The sequence below is a fragment of the Ferrimonas sp. YFM genome (assembly GCF_030296015.1).
Lineage (GTDB): Bacteria > Pseudomonadota > Gammaproteobacteria > Enterobacterales > Shewanellaceae > Ferrimonas.
The window spans coordinates 1,224,819-1,242,761 of record NZ_AP027368.1 but is presented as its reverse complement, the minus strand read 5'-3'; the positions used below and the strand labels follow the sequence as shown (position 1 = coordinate 1,242,761).

Sequence of the window (17,943 nt, the reverse complement as noted above, 5' to 3'; positions counted from 1 at the left end):
AAATTACTCCCAAATCTTCCAAGGTGCCATATTTTTATTCCATAGTTCTTCTAGATACACTTTGTCCCGTAGAGTATCCATTGGTTGCCAAAAACCATGATGTTCGAAGGCCATCAATTCATTGCTTTCAGCAAGATTTTTGAGAGGCTCTTGTTCCCATACAGTACTGTCATCACTAATATGCTCTAGAACTTTAGGGGACAAAACAAAAAAACCACCATTGATCATTGCTCCATCTCCGCGCGGTTTCTCTTTAAACGAGTTTACTTTGCCAGAGTTCATATCAAGAGCGCCAAATCGTCCTGGAGGAAACGTCGCTGTCAATGTGGCTTGTTTACCATGCGCACGGTGAAAAGCAATACTTTCTGTAATGTTGATATCACCAACACCATCACCATAGGTAAAGCAAAACGCTTCTTCATTTTCAACATACTTTCGGACTCTACCTAGACGGCCGCCAGTCATTGAATTATCACCAGTATCAACCAATGTCACAGTCCATGGCTCAGCTCGCTTTTGGTGAACCTCCATCTTATTTTCTTTCATATCAAATGTGACATCTGACATGTGTAGGAAGTAGTTGGCAAAATACTCTTTAATAACATATCCTTTATAGCCACAGCAAATAATAAAGTCAGTTATACCATGCGCTGAATACTGTTTCATTATATGCCATAATATCGGCTTTCCACCAATCTCTACCATTGGTTTAGGTCGTGTTGATGTTTCCTCACTTAACCGTGTACCTAAGCCCCCAGCAAGAATAACTGCTTTCATAACTGTTCCTAACTAAACATCTAAATTATAAGGTCATGTGATGAATCACAAATTGTAATCACATCACTTTACAAGCATTAGAAAATAAAATCTCTAGCTTTAACATACTCAAAGCTGATCTTTTAGAACTTCTAATTGGTTTTTGAAAATAGCACTTGAATTTTATAAAAACATTAACATCAAGCACAGGTATATCATTATAAATCGTATTATTAGAACAAGGATTCGGAGCTCTAAGCAATATCAATTACTATCCTTGTAGATAAAATTCCGAACTAGTACTATCAAAACCGAGAGCATGAATCCAAGTAGTACTGATAATGCACAAATCAACGCGCGTTTGGGTCCAGCTTTTTCTTCGGCCACTACTGCAGGATCAATGGTTCTAAATGAAAATTCGGTTTCTACTTCTGCTAACATCAGCTGTTTTGTTTGATCTTCAATCAATTGAAAAAAGACTGAACGCATCTCAGTAATAGACGTTTTTTCAAGTTGTTGTGTCAAATATGCAATGTTGCGCTTAGTTTCCATTAAGGATTTTTGCTTCATCCAAGCATTCAAATCTTCAACTAATAAAGTAGCCCACTGCTGTGCAATAATTGGTGAGTTGTGAGTTACTTCAATGGTTACTAAACCAGAGTCTTTCGCCTGGGAAACATTAAGTACTTCCTCTTTAAATTGTTCATATGCCTCCCAATCAGACGGCTTTGGCTTTTTAGGTAGATCAACATCACGAACCCATTGATCGGTTTCAACATCATACAATTCATCATCCACAATCAGTTCACCCGTGGATCGATCCCATTTTTTACTTGCCATCAAGGGTACTAATAATTGATGTTTCGTAATAAACGCATTGATAAATTGTCTTGATTCTAATGTTGCCAGTGCGATCGTCGTATCATCACCACCACTAGCACCTAAATTAATGCCAGCTAAAGAAGCTAACCCTCCAAATTGAGCAGCCATACCAGCTAAGCCGGATCTTCCTTCTGACGCCGCAGGTACCAGTGTCGCTTCAGAAACATAAGTATTAGGCTGAGTCAACGCATATACCAAGCCTGTAATAGCAAATAGTGTAGTAATAACAATGATTAACAACTTTCCCGCCCATAGGACGGATATTAGATCTCGGAGATCGATTTCGTCATTAGTAAAGTTAGCATCGGCGTTATCTGCGCTACTATTTCTAATTAAAGAGTTATTTTGATTCATAAGGTTCTAGGTCTAGGCTCTTCAATAATGTAAGTCGAGGCTCGTTCTGAACATAATCCCTACGAGTTTAATGAGTGAAATATATGGAAAACCTACAGTACATTCAATGCAGACAACGCAACCGCTGAGTTATATATAATATTTGTCACTTGGCTCCAAAGAGTTAGATTATCTTTATAATTTGTATCAAGAGGCACAATTACGGTATCACCGGGTTTAAGCTGTTGCGCACTACCAAACCAGTAAGAATCCTCAGGCAACATCACAGATCCATCAGCGCGAACAACATAAGTACGACTATCGTCTGCACGTTGTGTAGTATTACCAGACATTCTCATATAATCATCGAGTGAAAGCGAACCATCATATCTATGTGCAGTCGCATGTTGAACTTCGCCCATAACGGATACAACCTGTCTCATAGGCGGAATATATAAAAGATCACCAGCTTCCACACGAAAATCGTCAGCTTTAGAAGTTTGCATTAATGATTCGAGATCAATGACTAAACGGCCTACAGGCTGTACTTGCTCTAACTGAGCTAACATAGCATCAGTGTCAGCTACTGAAGCAAATGTTCCCTGCTGCGATAATGTTCGGTTAGCTATCTCTTTTCGTAGTGAATTAGTAACCCGTTTAATTTCCAAAGCTTCTTGCTTCTTCATTGACTCACGTGTAAAAACAGCACCGTAGAGGTATGCGTAGTCCGTAAAACCTCCTGCACGCTTTACCACCTCACTAAGCGTCTCCCCGCGTTGGATTATGTATGTACCAGGGAAACGTACTTCCCCACGAATTTCTACAGTTTCATTAGTCGCCCAAGAAGGCTTAGTGAGAACATTCAAACGATCACGACTAGCTAACATCAAGTTTTGAGTTTTATCACCTTCCATTGCCTTAGTTAGGTCAATATTCCAATGTTGTACTCGCATTCCTTCAGTATTGTCATAATACGAACGAGACAACTCTGCATTAGGCAAGTATGCGCTTTCTTTCAGACCACCAGCTAACTCAATGAGATCAGCGACTGCAGCTCCTTTTATGAGCGGGTAGTTATCCGGATAACGTACATCGCCGGTAACGCTTACCTCCTCAGAGCGTACTGAAGAGCGTGCTTGAGACTGAAGCTTGGCCATTACCGGGAAAAGCAGTTCGCGGCGAGTCATTTCATCCGAAAGTGAAATCAACTTTGGTTGATTGAATAAGCCCAGTAGCATCAAGTTAGCAAGAGCCAAGTCTTTTTGCTTTTGTTCTTCAGCAGCTATGCTTTCAGTAACCGCAACACCAGCAACAGAAGACAGTCGTTTATTATTATCCAGCTCAGCTAATTGCTGATCTTCAAGCTGTTGGTAGTTTTGTTGAGCAACCTGTTGAAGGGTTTGATCTTGTTTTACCTTAGCGAAAAACTCCCCGAGGTCTCTACGATCTAGAGCTTCATCACGATCTGCAAACACAATCAGCTTGTCATTAGGTTTCAGAATAAGATCTTTCTCACTGCTTTTTTTACTTATAGCATCCAGTAGATCAACTCCGAGAACTTCTATATCGCCCTGAATATTCTTTTGACGCACTACCAATGCCATGTCTGTTTCAGCATTCCAAGTAAGGTCTGCGGAAACAGAAGCAACAATATCACTAATACGAATACCAGGAGTCCATTGATACTGCCCGGGGCGAGTCACCTGACCAAGCAAAGTAATGGAATCATTAGCTAGAGCAGAGGTAGAACGAACCACCAAAGTATCACCACCTTTAGCCTTTTGATTTCTATCTTGTTTGCTCGTCAGATTTACCTGAATTATCTCTTTTAGATAATCCTCGCCATAACGTTCCACAATAGAAGCTGCGGGATAAGCACCGGGTTTAACACCACCGGCCATGGCGACGATATCAGCCATAGTTTCGCTGCCTTTCAGCTCATAGATAGCCGGACGAAGTACCTCTCCCGTGACAGATACGGTGTCACCGACCGGTGGAATGAACACAACATCACCAGACTGAAGGCGCACATCACCTGAAGCGTCACCGCGCATCAACAAGTCATACACATCGAAAGTGGCTACCAGGTTTCCGGCTCGCTTCACCTGAATGTTACGCAACGAACCAATGGTTTTCAGGCCACCGGCAACAAAGAGCGCCTGAGATACGGTAGATAGGCTAGAGACTGTATAGGAGCCGGGGTTATAAGCGTCACCGGCAACAAAGATGCGAACGGAGCGCAGCTCGCCCATGCTTATATGGGCGCTTTGGCCAATCATCTTCTCAGCAACAAAGGACTGAATCGCCTCTTTTAACTCACCATACGTCATACCAATGACAGTGACAGGTTCCATATCGGGAATTTGAACGTTGCCCAACCGATCAACCACCAGAGTGAAGCGCTTGCTCTCCTTGCCATAGAGCTGCACGTTGATGCTGTCACCAGGGCCAATACGGTAATCCGCAGGCACTGGGATGTCTGAAACCGGGGCAAAGGTGGTTGGCTGGCCAGCAAACAGGTCATATCCAAAAGGCTTCAGGGATTGCTCCTCTTTAGCACTTACCGCACTGGCACTGGGCGAAACAGCGGCAGATTCCGCAGGTGGGCGTGGTTGGACTACTGGCTGCTTCGGCTGCTGAATTCCCTGGGAGCTGCTGCTGTCTCCTCCTAACATAGAGGGGTCGATTCCATACTGCTGCGCAAGGCGGCGCTGCTCAGAGACGGGCAGTTGCTTGAACTGCTCAATCATTTGAGGAGAAACCGACACCGCATTGGCCTGGAATGCACCGATCCCAAGGCCCAGGATCAGCAAAGTGGATTTAAGCTTATTGATAAAAGAGCGTTTCATCTGTCCGTATCTGAATAATGCGTGGTACCGGCAAGGTGGTACCACAAGCAGTGATTAGGTCTAAGGCAGACCAAGCCCAAGCCAACAGCTATCGCCGTCAGCACCCCGAAATATTGCCCGTATAGGACTGATTAAAAAACCAGCACAGGTTAGCACATACTAACATGCAAGTTTCTGATAATTTTGAAAATGATAAATCAAAAACATTTTCTCGTGATATAGCTCCGCCCATGCTTTCTGGCTAGCCATGACCACAAGTTCCAAGTTTTTGACTCTGGCCGCTAGGCGGGCCGGAGGGTGGTGACAACAAAGGCCACCGAATTCTGTAGTGTGTTAGCTTGCGATGCGATCGCAAATAGCCAGGTTGTTCATGTCCGTTTCGACGACCTGAACCTTGCCCAGCATTTCGAGCAATAGCTTACAGCGTTTGCTGCCTACTGTCTCACTGAAAATGGCGTCGACTTGCGCAAATGGTCCTTCTTTAACCGTCACTCTATCACCAGAACAAAATGTTGTTTTTGAAGGGCTTTCAAGAAACTTCATGCAACGTTTTCGTAACTCTCTCACCAGAGCTAACTCTACGGGCAACAGTGCACCGCAAGTTTTTACTGCCTGGGAGATGGTGGAGAGGGTGACTATCTTTCGAATCGAGTCCTGGAAAGGGTCAAGACGGACAAAAAGGTACCCAGGAAACAGCGGCTGCGCGCGCTCGGATGCTTCAGCCTCTTGGTGCGTGCTCGTCTTAGCTGGGATGGCTGGCAGGTACACCTGGTAGCCCAAGCTCTTGAGTTGCTGCTCAGCCTGAAGCTCACACCTAGCTTTGGTTCTGAACAGATACCATCCCAACATAAATAAGCGTTTCCTAAATTGCCAAGTCAGAGAGAAAAGAGTTTCGATACTACCAGCATGGGCCGACTCTGTCTTGTGCAAACTGTATACCAAACGAACTAATAAGCTTTAACAAAAGCTATTCGTCGACCTAAAAGATCAATGAGTTAAATATTTATTCATCTCTATCGAACTGTAATGCCTAGTATTTTTCTTCTGTAAAATAACATGCAAAGAAAAAGGGAATTTACATCATGCGTCGTTTTTATGACGAAATTGCCACAAGCAATGTTAAAAGCAAATAGTGGCAGCCAGAAATTTGACGCCACCAATAAAATGACAATCTATCAAATTAAAACCTCAGCGCATTTAAAGGCACTTCAATTTCATGTTGACGATTAATTAACTTAACCAACAAGCGGCAACGCTCATCATCGGACATCTCCTGGAACAGTGCCTCGACTTCGTGGAAGGCGCCATGGCTGAATACCACCGACTCGCCGGTCTTGGGCACTTCTACCGGAACAGGCTGTTTCAGCTGCGGCTGAAGCTTACAGCGGCGGCGCAGATTCACCACTATGGACAACTCTACGGGGCGTAGCTCGCCTGTGGTGCGTACCACATCGATCATACCGAACAGGCGCAGTACCGACGAGAAACTGGACTGATAAGGATCCAGGCGAATGAACAGATACCCGGGAAACAACGGCTTGAGCTTGGCGCCCTTGGCGTCATTCTGAATCTGGGGCAAGAAGGTGCTGAAGCCCATGGCTTCCACCTGTTGGGAGACTTTGCGTTCGCTACACACACGAACGCGGAACAGATACCACTGCAGCATAGGTACTTCCTTGTTTTCTCAGCGCGGCCTTCAGCGACATATCCTTGTCTACTGCTCGGTCCAGTCAACGACGGCCGAAGATTGTGACACGACTATTACGCCATTCCCAGCCCCACACGTCAAAAAAATCCCGTTCGCGACTTTAGTTGTTCATTCCGTGAGGTCGCCCTCGCTTTGGCACAGATTCTTGTGATCAGGCTCACACGCAGTTAACCCCCTGTCGAAGCTGTATCTATCTGCACTTTATTCACTGCGCCACCCTATCGCTGAAGATGACTCATACGGGCTGAAAGCCGCTGTCAACGGGGCTTCAACTGCCCGTCCACATTGACTTAACAGGGCAATAAAGGGTATACAAGTGCATCCCTCCGCTTTCAACTATCACAACATTTGGGTGGGGCGCCTGCTCATCCGTCAAGGACGCGGGCTTTTCTGTTTAAAAATGCAAAGAAGGTTACATACTCAATGAGCGCAGCGAAACCGCAAGCCGGCACCATGCTGGGACACCCTAAGGGGTTGTTCCTGCTGTTCACTACCGAGCTATGGGAACGTTTTAGCTACTACGCTATGCGTGCCATCCTGGTACTTTACCTGGTAGACAAAGTTCAATCTGAAGGCGGTCACGGTCTGGGCTGGACCCAAGCCGAAGCGCTGGATCTCTACGGTACCTTTACTGGTCTGGTGTACCTGACCCCTCTGTTCGGTGGCTGGATCGCCGATAACCTGCTGGGTCAGCGTAAGACCATCATCATTGGTGGCGCCCTGATGGCCGCCGGCCAATTTATGCTGGGTACTCCTCACGCCTGGGTTCCAGGCATGGAAACCGAGATGTTCTACGCCGGTCTGTTTACCCTGATCATCGGTAACGGCCTGTTTAAGCCAAACATCTCCACCATGGTGGGTGACCTGTACCAGGAAGGCGATCACCGCCGTGACGGTGCGTTCACCATCTTCTACATGGGTATCAACATCGGTGCCGCTCTGTCCGGTATTGTTGTAGGCTCCGTGGTTGAAGCCTACGACGGCAACTTCCAGGCTGGCTTTATCTGTGCCGGTATCGGTATGGTGCTGTCCCTGATCATCCAGTTTGCCTTCGCACAGAAGCTGCTGGGTAACATCGGTACCGTTCCCGCTGCAAAGCTGGAGCGTCAGCAAGCCACCGAAGTTCGCAAAGAGCCCCTGACCGCCGTTGAGCGAGACCGCATCAAGGTGATCATGGTGCTGGGTCTGTTCACCATCGTATTCTGGGCAGGCTTCGAGCAGGCCGGTGGTCTGATGAACCTGTTCACCAATGACTTCACCGATCGTATGATCGGTTCCTTCGAAGTCCCCACCACCTGGTTCCAGTCTCTGAACGCCATCTTCATTGTGGTATTCGCCCCTGTGATTGCGTCCATCTGGGTGCGCATGGGTGACCGCGAGCCGACTTCCCCCGTGAAGTTTGCTATGGGTCTGATACTGCTGGGTATCGGCTTCCTGTTCATGATGGGTGCCGTAGTTCAGATGGACGGCGACGCTTCCAACAAGTCCTCCATGATGTGGCTGGTAGGTGCGTACTTCTTCCACACCATGGGTGAGCTGTGTCTGTCCCCCATCGGTCTGTCCATGGTAACCAAGCTGGCTCCCCTGCGTATCGCCTCACTGATGATGGGTGCCTGGTTCCTGTTCGTAGCCGTAGCCAACAAGGTTGCCGGTTTCGTGGGTTCCTTCATTGGTCACGGTGGCGAAGCCGAAGAGCAGCTGGCCAACGCCATGTCCATCTTCTCCGGTATCTTCATCACTGCGGTAGCCTCCGGTGTTCTGCTGTACTTCATCTCCGACAAGCTGGTTGATTGGATGCACGGTGCCGAGGATTCTCACCCCAAGACCGAAGAAGAAGCTCTGGAAGAGGAAGTGGCGGTTACTGCCGAACACGAAGGCATCAAGAACTGATAGCCCTCTTTTGAGTTTGAAAAGCCCGGCCTAGCGCCGGGCTTTTTGTTTTTGTGTGATTGGGATTGGGGTTGAGTGGTTGATTGAAGAGCCGGTGTAGGGGTTAGGGCCTGATATCTAAAGACGCAGGATCCCGGCGTGCGCCGGGAAGACGATTGTGCGGTGCGGTTAGCGTAGTGCTTTGTAGCTGCTCCGTGGGTAGCTGCAGGTTCGGGCTAGAGAAGATCAGGCTACTTTAGCTCCCACTGGCACGGTCACTCCGGCGAAGGCCGGAGCCCAGTGGCTTGGCTCGCACGATTATTCCAGTCTGAAAGACACTGGATCCCGGCATGCGCCGGGAAGACGATTGTGCGGTGCGGTTAGCGTAGTGCTTTGTAGCTGCTCCGTGGGTAGCTGCAGGTTAGAGCTAAAGAAGCTGAGGTCACTTTGACTCCCCCTGGCACGGTCACTCCGGCGAAGGCCGGAGCCCAAGCCCAGTGTCTTGGCTCGCACGATTACTCCAGTCTGAAAGACACTGGACCCCGGCATGCGGCGGGATGACGATTGTGCGTATAAGAATGGGAGCACTACGTAGCTTGCTTCGGGGGCATGCTAATACCGAGCTGAAAGACACTGGATCCCGGCGTGCGCCGGGATGACATTGTGCGGTGGGGTTAGCTTGGTACTTTGTAGCTATACATGTACGTGACTGCAGGGTCGCTCTGAAGCACTTTAATACTCAGTACCTCCCTCTAGCACGGTCACTCCGGCGAAGGCCGGAGCCCAGTGGCTTGGCTCGCACGATTATTCCAGTCTGAAAGACACTGGATCCCAGCATGCTGCGGGATGACATTGTGCGTGTACGAATGGGAGCACTACGTAGTTTGCTACAGAGGGCCTGCTAATACTTAGCTGAAAGACACTGTGCCTCGACCTTCACCGGGACGATGATTGTACGAAATAGTTAAATTTAATTCCCTGCACAGCTTTCAAATAGAATCTAAGAACCACACAATTATTAGTTATTTGCCTTAGTGGCCAGTAATGAGTCGAGGGAATTATTCGCATGCTTTTTTAAACGATGTGAATAATAACGCTGCAGGAGACTATTTCGTAAGAGTTTGTAAGATAGGCCCTATTTCTAAGGATGCTACACCTTAAAGTCGATCTTGTTGTGGATGTTGGTCCACTGCTCGGGGAACTTCCCTTCCAGCATGTAGGCGTAGGCGATGAGCTCGGCCACCACCACGTAGAGTGCCGGCGGCACTTCCTGGCCCACCTCCAGCTTGGAAAGCACCTCCGCCAGCTGCTGGTCTTCGTGCACCAGAATGCCGGCCTCCAAAGCAGCCTGCTCAATGTCGTAGGCCTGGGCCCCTTCGCCGCTGGCCACCACCTTGGGGGCGCTTTTCTGATCATACTGGAGGGCTACCGCCTTCTTATCACTCATCGGTTACCTTCCCATGGCGCCGTAGGTCATCTTGCGGGCAGGCTGGGCAATGGAGTCCGGCACCTCGCCCACCTGACAACGGTTAAAGCTGGTGGACAGCCCCTGCTGTGTCAGGCGCTCACCCAGGGCTTCGATGCGATCATCCACCTGATGAGCCAAGGCGCGGCTGTCGCTGACCATCGCCAGCTGCAGTGACTCATCCTGATAGCGAGCCCTCACCAATAAATGCCCCAGTGACAGCTCAAATCGCAACGTCAGCAACCAGAACTCTCCCTGCTTCTCCTTGTAACGCGCCAGGGCCAACTGCAGTTCTCTTTGCACCCGCTCCTGCTCATAGGGCAGCGCATAGTAGAGGATGAGGTTATCACCGTCCGCCTGGCTGTGTCGGTGAAACTCCGAGGCACCGGTCAGCATCTCCGCCGCCTTGCCCCCCAGCAGTGCCTTAAGCTCATCAGGCAAAGCATTCAGGGTAGTGCTGCCCTGCCCCGCCTGAGCCGCCCTTCCCTGCAGCTGATACCACAGCTTCAGCAAAAGCGGCAACGCGGGCCCGCTGGCCAGAGGTGAGGCGCCCATCAGAGCGCGCAACATGGATGGGTCCGCCAGCCGGGCAAGGGAATTCAGGGTTGTCTGTTCCTGGGTATCACCGATGCGCCGACCCAGTGCCGCCAGTATGGGCGCCAGTTCGGGCCGCGCCCCCAGAAGCTCCAGCAATCCGGGGGACAGCGACTGGGTCATCACCGGCGTGGCGCTGGCCGCCTGAGTACTGGTGGGAATGGACAGGTTTTTCACATCACCTGGGCGATAAAGAGCGAGTGAGGGCTTACCCCCCTGGGTCTCCACTCTCCCCAATATCGGGCCGGGTTGCTGACCGGAAAGGCCTTCGGCGATGGGCTTTCCGCCCCCCTTGGGGACCAGTTGCCCACGGCTGTTAATCATCAACTCCATCAACATTGATGAATTTTTAGAAACACCCTGTTCAATATTTTTAAATACACTGGAGTTTGTTAAGTTCTGCACCAGTGTTAAAGTACGAACCTGGTACGCTTGCCGCCCGAAACGCTTGAGTGCCACCATGGCCCCCACAGGCAGATGCGCCTGTGACTCCAGCGACAACATCTGACTGCCCAGCTTCAGATTCAGCAGTCCGCCAGACTGAGACTGAACCGTAGCCAGCAGAGAAGATTGGGTTTGTCCCGATGTCGCGTTCGCCGCCGCCCCTACGGGCGCCGTTGGCATAATGGCCATATACTTAAAACTCCAGAAGGAACTCAATAGGTTCCTTTTGTGCCCTGCAAGCTAGCGCAGCCCAAGGGTAAAATCGTTCAGGTGCTGTACCCGCAGAGGGAGACAGCCACAGAGTGTGACTGCACCTTAACTAGGATATCGACGATTGAACAACTTTCTTAAACGCAATGGAACCGTTTTGAGACGTTGCCTGCCACTGTGGTTGGCCGCGGCAGCTCTGTTCGTTGCTCCGGCCCAGGCTGAAGAGCCTGACCAGGATATGGCCGACGTTGAGTATAGAGACCCCCGCGACCCCTTTGAGTCGGTGAACCGCTGGATCTGGGACTTCAACTACAACGTGCTCGACAAACACCTGTATCGGCCGGTGACCTACTTTTACATCGACTGGGTCCCAGTAGGCGCCCAGATTGGGGTGGAGAACTTCGTCAAGAATTTCGATGAACCCTACTCGGTGGTCAACAACCTGTTACAGGGCAAAGTGAAATGGTCTGCCAATGCTGCGGGGCGCTTTGTTATCAACACCACCTTGGGCATTGCCGGTGTGTTCGATGTGGCCTCAGATATGGGGCTGGAGCGCAAGCAGGACGAGTTTGGTGAAGTGCTGGGGTTCTATGGCGTACCCGATGGCCCCTACCTGATGATTCCGGTGTTTGGTCCCAGCTCTGTGCGGGATGAAGTAGGTGACTACGTGGATGGCCTCTACTTTCCCTATGCCAACTTGAACCTTTGGCAAAAGGCAGCTCACTGGGCGCTAGATGGTCTGGCTACCCGCGCCAAACTGGTGGATCAGGAACCAATCCTGGACAACTCTCTTGACCCATATGTGTTTGTGAAAGAGGGTTATTACCAGTATATTGCCTACAATCTGTACGATGGCAATCCGCCCATTGAAGAGGACGATGACGAGCTGCTGGAAGAGTACCTCGACGAAATTGAGTAAGTCCTGACTACTATAGAGCTGCAACAGATGCGGCCAGGAAAGCCATCCTTGGGGGCGGACAACAGACCGCCCTAAACTCATGGGTCGGACATCGCGCCAGCGGTGCCAAGGATAACAACAATGACGTTAAGCTCTGTTAGAGCCCTGCTGGTCGAGGGCGATGCTGCCGTTTCCGGCAGATTGACAGAATACCTGAAATCAATGGGGTTAACCGTAGACCTGGCCGAAACCGCCGGCCAGGCGCTTGGAAAGGTGATTGGCCGTCGGCCGGACATCATCCTGATGGATCTCAACCTACCTGGCATGGATGGCGTGGGGCTGCTTCGCTCCATGGGTGAAATCGATGAACCACCACCACTGATCCTGATCTCCAGTAAGACGCTGCTGACCACTCAGGTACGCTCCCGCTACCCCTTTATCGTTGCCAGCTTCGAGAAGCCTATCCATGATCTGGCCGAGCTGGGCAACACCATCGAAGACGCGGTGACCCCCAAAGAGGATCGTCGGGGTAGCCTCAAGGGAGAGCTCTCCGAAATCAACATGGACGTATTCTCCGATCCTGGCGTGGCCATTCTCTCCCAGCAACTGATCTTTCAGGACCCCAAGCTGACCCAGGCCGGTGCCCTCACCCGCTACGGCGTCTACAGCAAGGGACTTATTTCCAAGTGGTTTGTCAGCCATACTCAACTGACCGACGACACCGTCGCCGGCTTTGTGGCCTATATACCCGCCGAAGATGAGCAGGTGGCCTTTGTCAGCCTGATGCTGCAAACCTACCTCAATGGCCTGCGCCGCAGGCGTCGTCAGGACCAGCAGATCGCCCTGCACGCCGAGGTGATACTCAATACCCTGGCCCACGAGGTGGCCGCCTCCGGTTTGAAGGCGCCGGTGCAGGTAGGCTTCTACACCTATCAAAGTGTCGAGCGCAAACTCTCCCTGGCTCTGGTGGGCAGTGAGATTAAGGGCTATGTGCGTCAAAACCAGCACCTGACCCCCATCATGCTGCGCTCAGGCCGCTCTCTGCTGGACTCGCCACTGATGTGCGCCGCCGTCACCCGCACCCTGGAGCCTGACAGCCAACTGGTGCTCTTTGGCGGCAACTCCAGCCTACGCAAACAGCTGCTCAACGATGAGTACCCAGGCTTCCAGGAAGCGCTGATAGAAGGCGGTTATCTGCAGGTGGAGTGACGCGGCTAACTGTCAATGCCTTCCTCTTTTCTGTAATATCTTAACCCAGAGAAACGCCCTGCTTTTCAGAAGCAGAGCCACCCCAAAAATCAACGCCCCCTAATGAACTCACAGGTATACAGCGCACTGTGCCGCTAGCGCAGTGCTCCCAGTGAAGGGAAAGCAGCAAAGAGTTTGACTATGTCTAGAAAGTATTTTGGCACCGACGGTGTTCGCGGCCTGGTGGGGAAATACCCCATCACTCCAAAGTTTGCAATGAAACTGGGCTGGGCAGCCGGTAAGGTCTTGGCCAGCAAGGGCAGCAGCCGAGTACTCATTGGCAAGGATACCCGCATCTCTGGCTATATGCTGGAATCCGCCATGGAGGCAGGCTTCGCCGCCGCAGGTGTGGATGTCGCCTTCCTGGGCCCCATGCCTACTCCTGCTGTTGCTTACCTGACCCGCACCTTCCGCAGTGAAGCTGGGGTTGTCATCAGCGCATCCCACAATCCATACCATGACAACGGCATCAAGTTCTTCTCCGCCGACGGCACCAAGCTCAACGACGAAATCGAGCTGGAGATTGAGTCCTGGCTGGATAAAGAGATGGATTGCGTGGCCTCCGAAGAGTTGGGCAAAGCCAGCCGCATCAGTGATGCTGCCGGTCGCTACATCGAGTACTGCAAGGCATCTTTCAGCCGTGAATTCAGCCTGAAGGGCCAGCGCATTGTTCTCGACTGTGCCAATGGTGCCACCTACCACGTAGGTCCACCGGTATTCAACGAACTGGGCGCCGAAGTGATCACCATCTGCAATGAACCCAACGGCACTAACATCAACGACCACTGCGGCGCGACCCACCTTGCCGCATTGCGTAAAAAGGTTGTCGAGGTTCGCGCCGATTACGGTATCGCCTTCGACGGCGACGGCGACCGCGTAATGATGGTCGATGCCGATGGCAGCGTGCTCGACGGTGACGTCATTCTCTACATCCTGGCCAAGCACTGGAAAGAGAAGAACATCGCCTTTGGCGGTGTTGTCGGCACCCTGATGGCCAATATGGGCCTGGAGCTGGCTCTCAACGAGATGCAGGTTCCCTTTGCCCGCGCCAAAGTGGGTGACCGCTATGTGGTCGAGATGCTCAAAGAGAAAGGGTGGTCCCTCGGCGGTGAAAACTCCGGTCACATCCTCTCCTTGGAGCACTCCAGCACCGGAGATGGCATCATCGCTGCCCTGCAGGTCCTTCAGGTCCTGGCAGAAACTGGCAAGACCCTAGGTGAAGCCCGCGAAGGGATGACCCTGCTTCCTCAGGTGCTGGTTAACGTGAAGTTCTCCGGTGAGAATGCGCCCCTGGAAGCCGAGACCGTCAAGCAGGCTGTGATTGATGCCGAAACGGCTCTGGCAGGCCGAGGCCGAGTTCTGCTGCGTAAATCCGGCACCGAGCCCCTAATCCGGGTGATGGTGGAAGGCGAAGACCAAGCTCAGGTACAGCAACTGGCTGACTCCATCGCCGACGTTATTCGGGCAGAAGGCGCCTAAGGCCTTCGAGCTCTCCTTTGCTTCAAAAAGCTCCCAACTGGGAGCTTTTTTGTTTTCTGCCCTTGGCTGAATTCCCCAATATGCATCGGCTAGGCGATTGTACGAATGAGTTGCTATGGCGCTTTGTTGACAGGCCTGAGATTGAAAGACACTGGATCCCGGCGTGCGCCGGGAAGACATTGTGCGAAGGAATAGGTTTGGCACTGCGTAGGAATCCACGCACATAGCTGCAGGTTCGCATTGAGGTAATTCAATACTCGACAGTCTCCCCCTGCACGGTCACTCCGGCGCACGCCGGAGCCCAGTGACTTTGCTTGGTTCCTAAAGACGTATATGGACGCCCCTGCAGTTGCAAGACATTGATGAGATCGGTTTGCGGACGTATATCCGGCGTCTGTATTACCTTCGAGAGGTAGCGCCACAATGTGGTCCGAACCTGACCACCTTCACGCTGGAACGACATTCTCTGTCGGTCTTATGTCAGGCTCTTGCCAGGCCGGATAACCGTTTTTCATCAAGTTATGCAAACTCAGGTTGCTTGGTACCCTCTATTCCCCTCTTAAAGTGGAGGAAGTGGTTATTTGGAAGCTGTGAAAGCGTGATTCAACTCGAACTGGCTGCCGCTGACCGTCATGCTCCAGGCAATCCGGGCCAGTTTATTGGCCAGGGCCACGATTGCCTTGCGCTTGCCCCGGCGCACTATCAGATTGCTCAGCCATCTTCCCAGCCTGTCATTTCGTTTGGCCACATGAGCGAAGACCGCTCTTGCCCCGTGAATTAACAGCACCCGCAGTTGCTTGTTTCCTGCCTTGGTAATGCTGCCCAGCCGGGTTTTGCCTCCGGTGCTGTGCTGCTTTGGAACCAAGCCACACCAAGCCGCCAGTTGACGACCGTTGGAAAACTGTCGGCCGTCACCCACTTCACTGACGAAAGCTGCCGCGACAATGGGACCGAACCCCGGAATGCTCTGCAAAAGTTGATAGCGGGGTTGCTGTTTGCACAGCTGATGAATCTCCTGCTCTATGGCTTTGATCTCCTCATCCAGAGCCTTGAGCTCCCGCTCCATCCGCAGCAACAGCCCCCGCATGACAAAGCTCAACCCGTTATCGCCATCTTCAACGGATTCGGGTAACTGATTTCTCAACAGCTTTATCCCGGTACTGAAGTTAACGCCATATTCTCCTGCCAAGCCACGTATCTGACAGGCCAGTGCCGTTCTGTAGTCGACCATTCTCTGCCGGACGCAGCGCAGAGCCTTAATGTCTTGCTGCTCAATGGTCTTTATGGGAACTGGATGCAACTTAGGGCGGAAAGCCGCTTCGCAAATGGCCAGCGCATCATTGGCATCGTTCTTTTGCGCAGACACCATGGGTTTTACATGTTGTGCGGGGATGAGCTTCACCTGGTAACCGGCTTGCTGGAGCCGCCTTCCCCAATAGTGAGAACGAGCACAAGACTCCATGGCCACCAGTGTATCCGTTGGGAATTCAAGGAGTGTGTGCAGCAGCTTTTCTCTTTTGACCTTGCGGTTCCAAAGGATGGAGCCATCCTCCAGCAGAACGCAAACCTGAAAAACACTCTTGGCTAAATCAATTCCAATGGCTTTAATAGACATGATGGACGCTCCTCTCTGAATTATGTGTCGCAACTTAATTCTGGCGCATTTGACGCCGTATCGTAGGGGGCGTCCATCACATCACTGGATCCCGGCGTTCGCGATGTATGGACTCCTCCCTCCCCTAAGGGGCTAGAGTTAAGTCACCACAACCGCTCTAACAGCGAAAGGAGCCCATACATGCTTAACCTTAATATCATCGGCATCGACCTGGCAAAATCTTCTTTCCAAGTGGCAACGCTCAGTCCGGAACATCAAGTGTTGAATAACCGCAGTATGTCACGCGCACGACTTGAGCAATGGCTGGCCAAGCAGAAACCCTCCATTGTTGCCATGGAGGCCTGTGGCTCCGCCCACTACTGGGGCCGCTTCGCTGAATCTTTTGGCCACACCGTCATGATCATCGCCCCCAAAACAGTCACCCCATATCGGCAGGGCCATAAAACCGATAGCAACGATGCACTGGCCATCGCGATAGCAGCCCGTCAGCCAAGCACTCGCTCTGCAGCAGTCAAATCGGTTGAACAACAAGCTTTGCAAAGCATTGAGCGGATGCGTCAGCACTGGCTGGATCATAACCGCTCAACCAGCAACATGATGCGTAGCTTGCTCTATGAGTTTGGTATCACCATCGCAAAAGGGAATACAGCACTTATACGGATCATGCCAGAGCTTCTAGACGGCTCGTCTGAGCTTCTTCCTCAGGCCTTCAAAGCTCAGCTTTCAAAGGTGTACCAGCAATGGCAACGGGGGAGAGATGAGCTCAAACAAATAGAGAAGCAGCTATCAGAATTGATAAAGCAGCAGTCGCCCTGCAAGAGGCTCATGAAGCTTGAAGGCGTTGGCGAGGTTAATGCCTTGGCCTTGTATCTCATCTTAGGTGAGCGTGGTGAAGGGTTTAAGAATGGCCGGGAAGCCGCGGCCTGCATTGGAGTGACGCCTAAGCAATTCAGTACCGGGGGCGTCACTTCTTTAGGTGGTATTGGCAAGCGGATAGGCCATAAGCGGCTGCGCGCCAACCTGATTCAGGGGGCATTAGCTGTGGCCATGCAATTAGGCCGTAGGCCACCTAAGACACTCAAAGAAAGATGGCTGTTGGCAATTATTGAGCGACGCGGGCTTCGACGCGCGGCAGTGGCGCTAGTTAACAAAACCATTCGCACTGCCTGGGCCATGTTGCACCGAGATCAGGATTATCAACAATCTCAAGCTATCTAACCATCGATTCAAGAGTTAAGAGTGACAACCAAGAGCGCATAACAAACAGGTGAGACCGACCACCAAGAGCCTGATCTTGCCGGCGAGAATTCAATTCCGCGTTCGCGTAGAGGCATGGTGGTGCGAAAACATCAGTGGCCAGGGATCGCAACCCATCAAGAGCCCGAATATACGCCTGCATCTTACTTTTTCTGTTTGCGCTGGAGGTTGAAACTCGGGAGGAGTCCATATACGGGAAGACGATTGTGCTATGAAGCGGGTTAGGTACTGCGTAGTAACCCACGAGCATGGCTGCAGGTTCGTGTTGGGTCAATTCAAACCTCTGCAGCTCCCCCAGCACGGTCACTCCGGCGCACGCGGTCGCCCAGTGGCTTG

At 51.3% G+C, this 17,943-nt stretch carries 13 protein-coding genes; 5 read left to right on the top strand and 8 right to left on the bottom strand.

The annotated features are described in order from the left end of the window. Positions 1 to 3: 3 nt before the first annotated feature. The 5 genes from rfbF to QUE41_RS05920 all read right to left on the bottom strand — a co-directional run bounded on the left by rfbF (position 4) and on the right by QUE41_RS05920 (position 6,486). Positions 4 to 777 carry a glucose-1-phosphate cytidylyltransferase gene (rfbF, locus tag QUE41_RS05940; protein ID WP_286341967.1) on the bottom strand — a complete coding sequence of 258 codons (774 nt, stop codon included), beginning with the start codon at positions 775 to 777 and terminating at the stop codon, positions 4 to 6. Positions 778 to 1,020: 243 nt separating this feature from the next. After that, positions 1,021 to 1,992 carry a Wzz/FepE/Etk N-terminal domain-containing protein gene (locus QUE41_RS05935; RefSeq protein WP_286341966.1) on the bottom strand — a complete coding sequence of 324 codons (972 nt, stop codon included), beginning with the start codon at positions 1,990 to 1,992 and terminating at the stop codon, positions 1,021 to 1,023. A 92-nt stretch (positions 1,993 to 2,084) separates the two neighbouring features. Continuing rightward, positions 2,085 to 4,820 (bottom strand): SLBB domain-containing protein, encoded by a 2,736-nt coding sequence (locus QUE41_RS05930; RefSeq protein WP_286341965.1) that lies wholly within the window; start codon positions 4,818 to 4,820, stop codon positions 2,085 to 2,087. Between the two features lie 333 nt (positions 4,821 to 5,153). Beyond that, a complete protein-coding gene (locus QUE41_RS05925; protein WP_286341964.1) occupies positions 5,154 to 5,669 on the bottom strand; it encodes a transcription termination/antitermination NusG family protein in 516 nt (171 codons plus the stop codon). Positions 5,670 to 6,000: 331 nt separating this feature from the next. Beyond that, entirely contained in the window at positions 6,001 to 6,486 is a 486-nt protein-coding gene (locus tag QUE41_RS05920; protein WP_286341963.1) for a transcription termination/antitermination NusG family protein, read from the bottom strand. 465 nt (positions 6,487 to 6,951) lie between these two features. On the opposite strand from QUE41_RS05920, the gene QUE41_RS05915 reads away from it, so the two are divergent. Next, positions 6,952 to 8,418: a peptide MFS transporter gene (locus QUE41_RS05915; RefSeq protein WP_286341962.1), complete on the top strand. Its 1,467-nt coding sequence runs from the start codon at positions 6,952 to 6,954 to the stop codon at positions 8,416 to 8,418. A gap of 1,129 nt (positions 8,419 to 9,547) precedes the next feature. Here QUE41_RS05915 and QUE41_RS05910 read toward each other — a convergent pair. Together QUE41_RS05910 and QUE41_RS05905 are read right to left on the bottom strand one after the other, a co-directional pair. Further along, positions 9,548 to 9,844 carry an EscU/YscU/HrcU family type III secretion system export apparatus switch protein gene (locus QUE41_RS05910; RefSeq protein ID WP_286341961.1) on the bottom strand — a complete coding sequence of 99 codons (297 nt, stop codon included), beginning with the start codon at positions 9,842 to 9,844 and terminating at the stop codon, positions 9,548 to 9,550. Positions 9,845 to 9,847: 3 nt separating this feature from the next. After that, positions 9,848 to 10,780, bottom strand: a complete 933-nt coding sequence (locus QUE41_RS05905; protein ID WP_286341960.1) for an HIT family protein — start codon at positions 10,778 to 10,780, stop codon at positions 9,848 to 9,850. 487 nt (positions 10,781 to 11,267) lie between these two features. Between QUE41_RS05905 and QUE41_RS05900 the strand changes: the two genes are divergently transcribed. The 3 genes from QUE41_RS05900 (at position 11,268) to glmM (ending at position 14,735) form a co-directional block, all read left to right on the top strand. After that, positions 11,268 to 12,029 carry an MlaA family lipoprotein gene (locus QUE41_RS05900; RefSeq protein WP_286341959.1) on the top strand — a complete coding sequence of 254 codons (762 nt, stop codon included), beginning with the start codon at positions 11,268 to 11,270 and terminating at the stop codon, positions 12,027 to 12,029. A gap of 120 nt (positions 12,030 to 12,149) precedes the next feature. Then, complete coding sequence (locus QUE41_RS05895) at positions 12,150 to 13,217, top strand: response regulator (RefSeq protein WP_286341958.1); 1,068 nt, start codon at positions 12,150 to 12,152, stop codon at positions 13,215 to 13,217. 180 nt (positions 13,218 to 13,397) lie between these two features. Then, entirely contained in the window at positions 13,398 to 14,735 is a 1,338-nt protein-coding gene (glmM, locus tag QUE41_RS05890; RefSeq protein WP_286341957.1) for a phosphoglucosamine mutase, read from the top strand. Between the two features lie 577 nt (positions 14,736 to 15,312). On the opposite strand, the gene QUE41_RS05885 is transcribed toward glmM, so the two are convergent. Beyond that, positions 15,313 to 16,350, bottom strand: a complete 1,038-nt coding sequence (locus QUE41_RS05885; protein ID WP_286341021.1) for an IS110 family RNA-guided transposase — start codon at positions 16,348 to 16,350, stop codon at positions 15,313 to 15,315. 180 nt (positions 16,351 to 16,530) lie between these two features. Between QUE41_RS05885 and QUE41_RS05880 the strand changes: the two genes are divergently transcribed. After that, positions 16,531 to 17,568, top strand: a complete 1,038-nt coding sequence (locus QUE41_RS05880; RefSeq protein WP_286341956.1) for an IS110 family RNA-guided transposase — start codon at positions 16,531 to 16,533, stop codon at positions 17,566 to 17,568. Positions 17,569 to 17,943 lie beyond the last annotated feature (375 nt).

Bases quoted from the DNA above. Each gene is read 5' to 3' on its own strand.
- rfbF (WP_286341967.1), bottom strand. From the start codon at position 777: ATGAAAGCAGTTATTCTTGCTGGGGGCTTAGGTACACGGTTAAGTGAG.
- QUE41_RS05935 (WP_286341966.1), bottom strand. From the start codon at position 1,992: ATGAATCAAAATAACTCTTTAATTAGAAATAGTAGCGCAGATAACGCC.
- QUE41_RS05930 (WP_286341965.1), bottom strand. From the start codon at position 4,820: ATGAAACGCTCTTTTATCAATAAGCTTAAATCCACTTTGCTGATCCTG.
- QUE41_RS05925 (WP_286341964.1), bottom strand. From the start codon at position 5,669: ATGTTGGGATGGTATCTGTTCAGAACCAAAGCTAGGTGTGAGCTTCAG.
- QUE41_RS05920 (WP_286341963.1), bottom strand. From the start codon at position 6,486: ATGCTGCAGTGGTATCTGTTCCGCGTTCGTGTGTGTAGCGAACGCAAA.
- QUE41_RS05915 (WP_286341962.1), top strand. From the start codon at position 6,952: ATGAGCGCAGCGAAACCGCAAGCCGGCACCATGCTGGGACACCCTAAG.
- QUE41_RS05910 (WP_286341961.1), bottom strand. From the start codon at position 9,844: ATGAGTGATAAGAAGGCGGTAGCCCTCCAGTATGATCAGAAAAGCGCC.
- QUE41_RS05905 (WP_286341960.1), bottom strand. From the start codon at position 10,780: ATGATTAACAGCCGTGGGCAACTGGTCCCCAAGGGGGGCGGAAAGCCC.
- QUE41_RS05895 (WP_286341958.1), top strand. From the start codon at position 12,150: ATGACGTTAAGCTCTGTTAGAGCCCTGCTGGTCGAGGGCGATGCTGCC.
- glmM (WP_286341957.1), top strand. From the start codon at position 13,398: ATGTCTAGAAAGTATTTTGGCACCGACGGTGTTCGCGGCCTGGTGGGG.
- QUE41_RS05885 (WP_286341021.1), bottom strand. From the start codon at position 16,350: ATGTCTATTAAAGCCATTGGAATTGATTTAGCCAAGAGTGTTTTTCAG.
- QUE41_RS05880 (WP_286341956.1), top strand. From the start codon at position 16,531: ATGCTTAACCTTAATATCATCGGCATCGACCTGGCAAAATCTTCTTTC.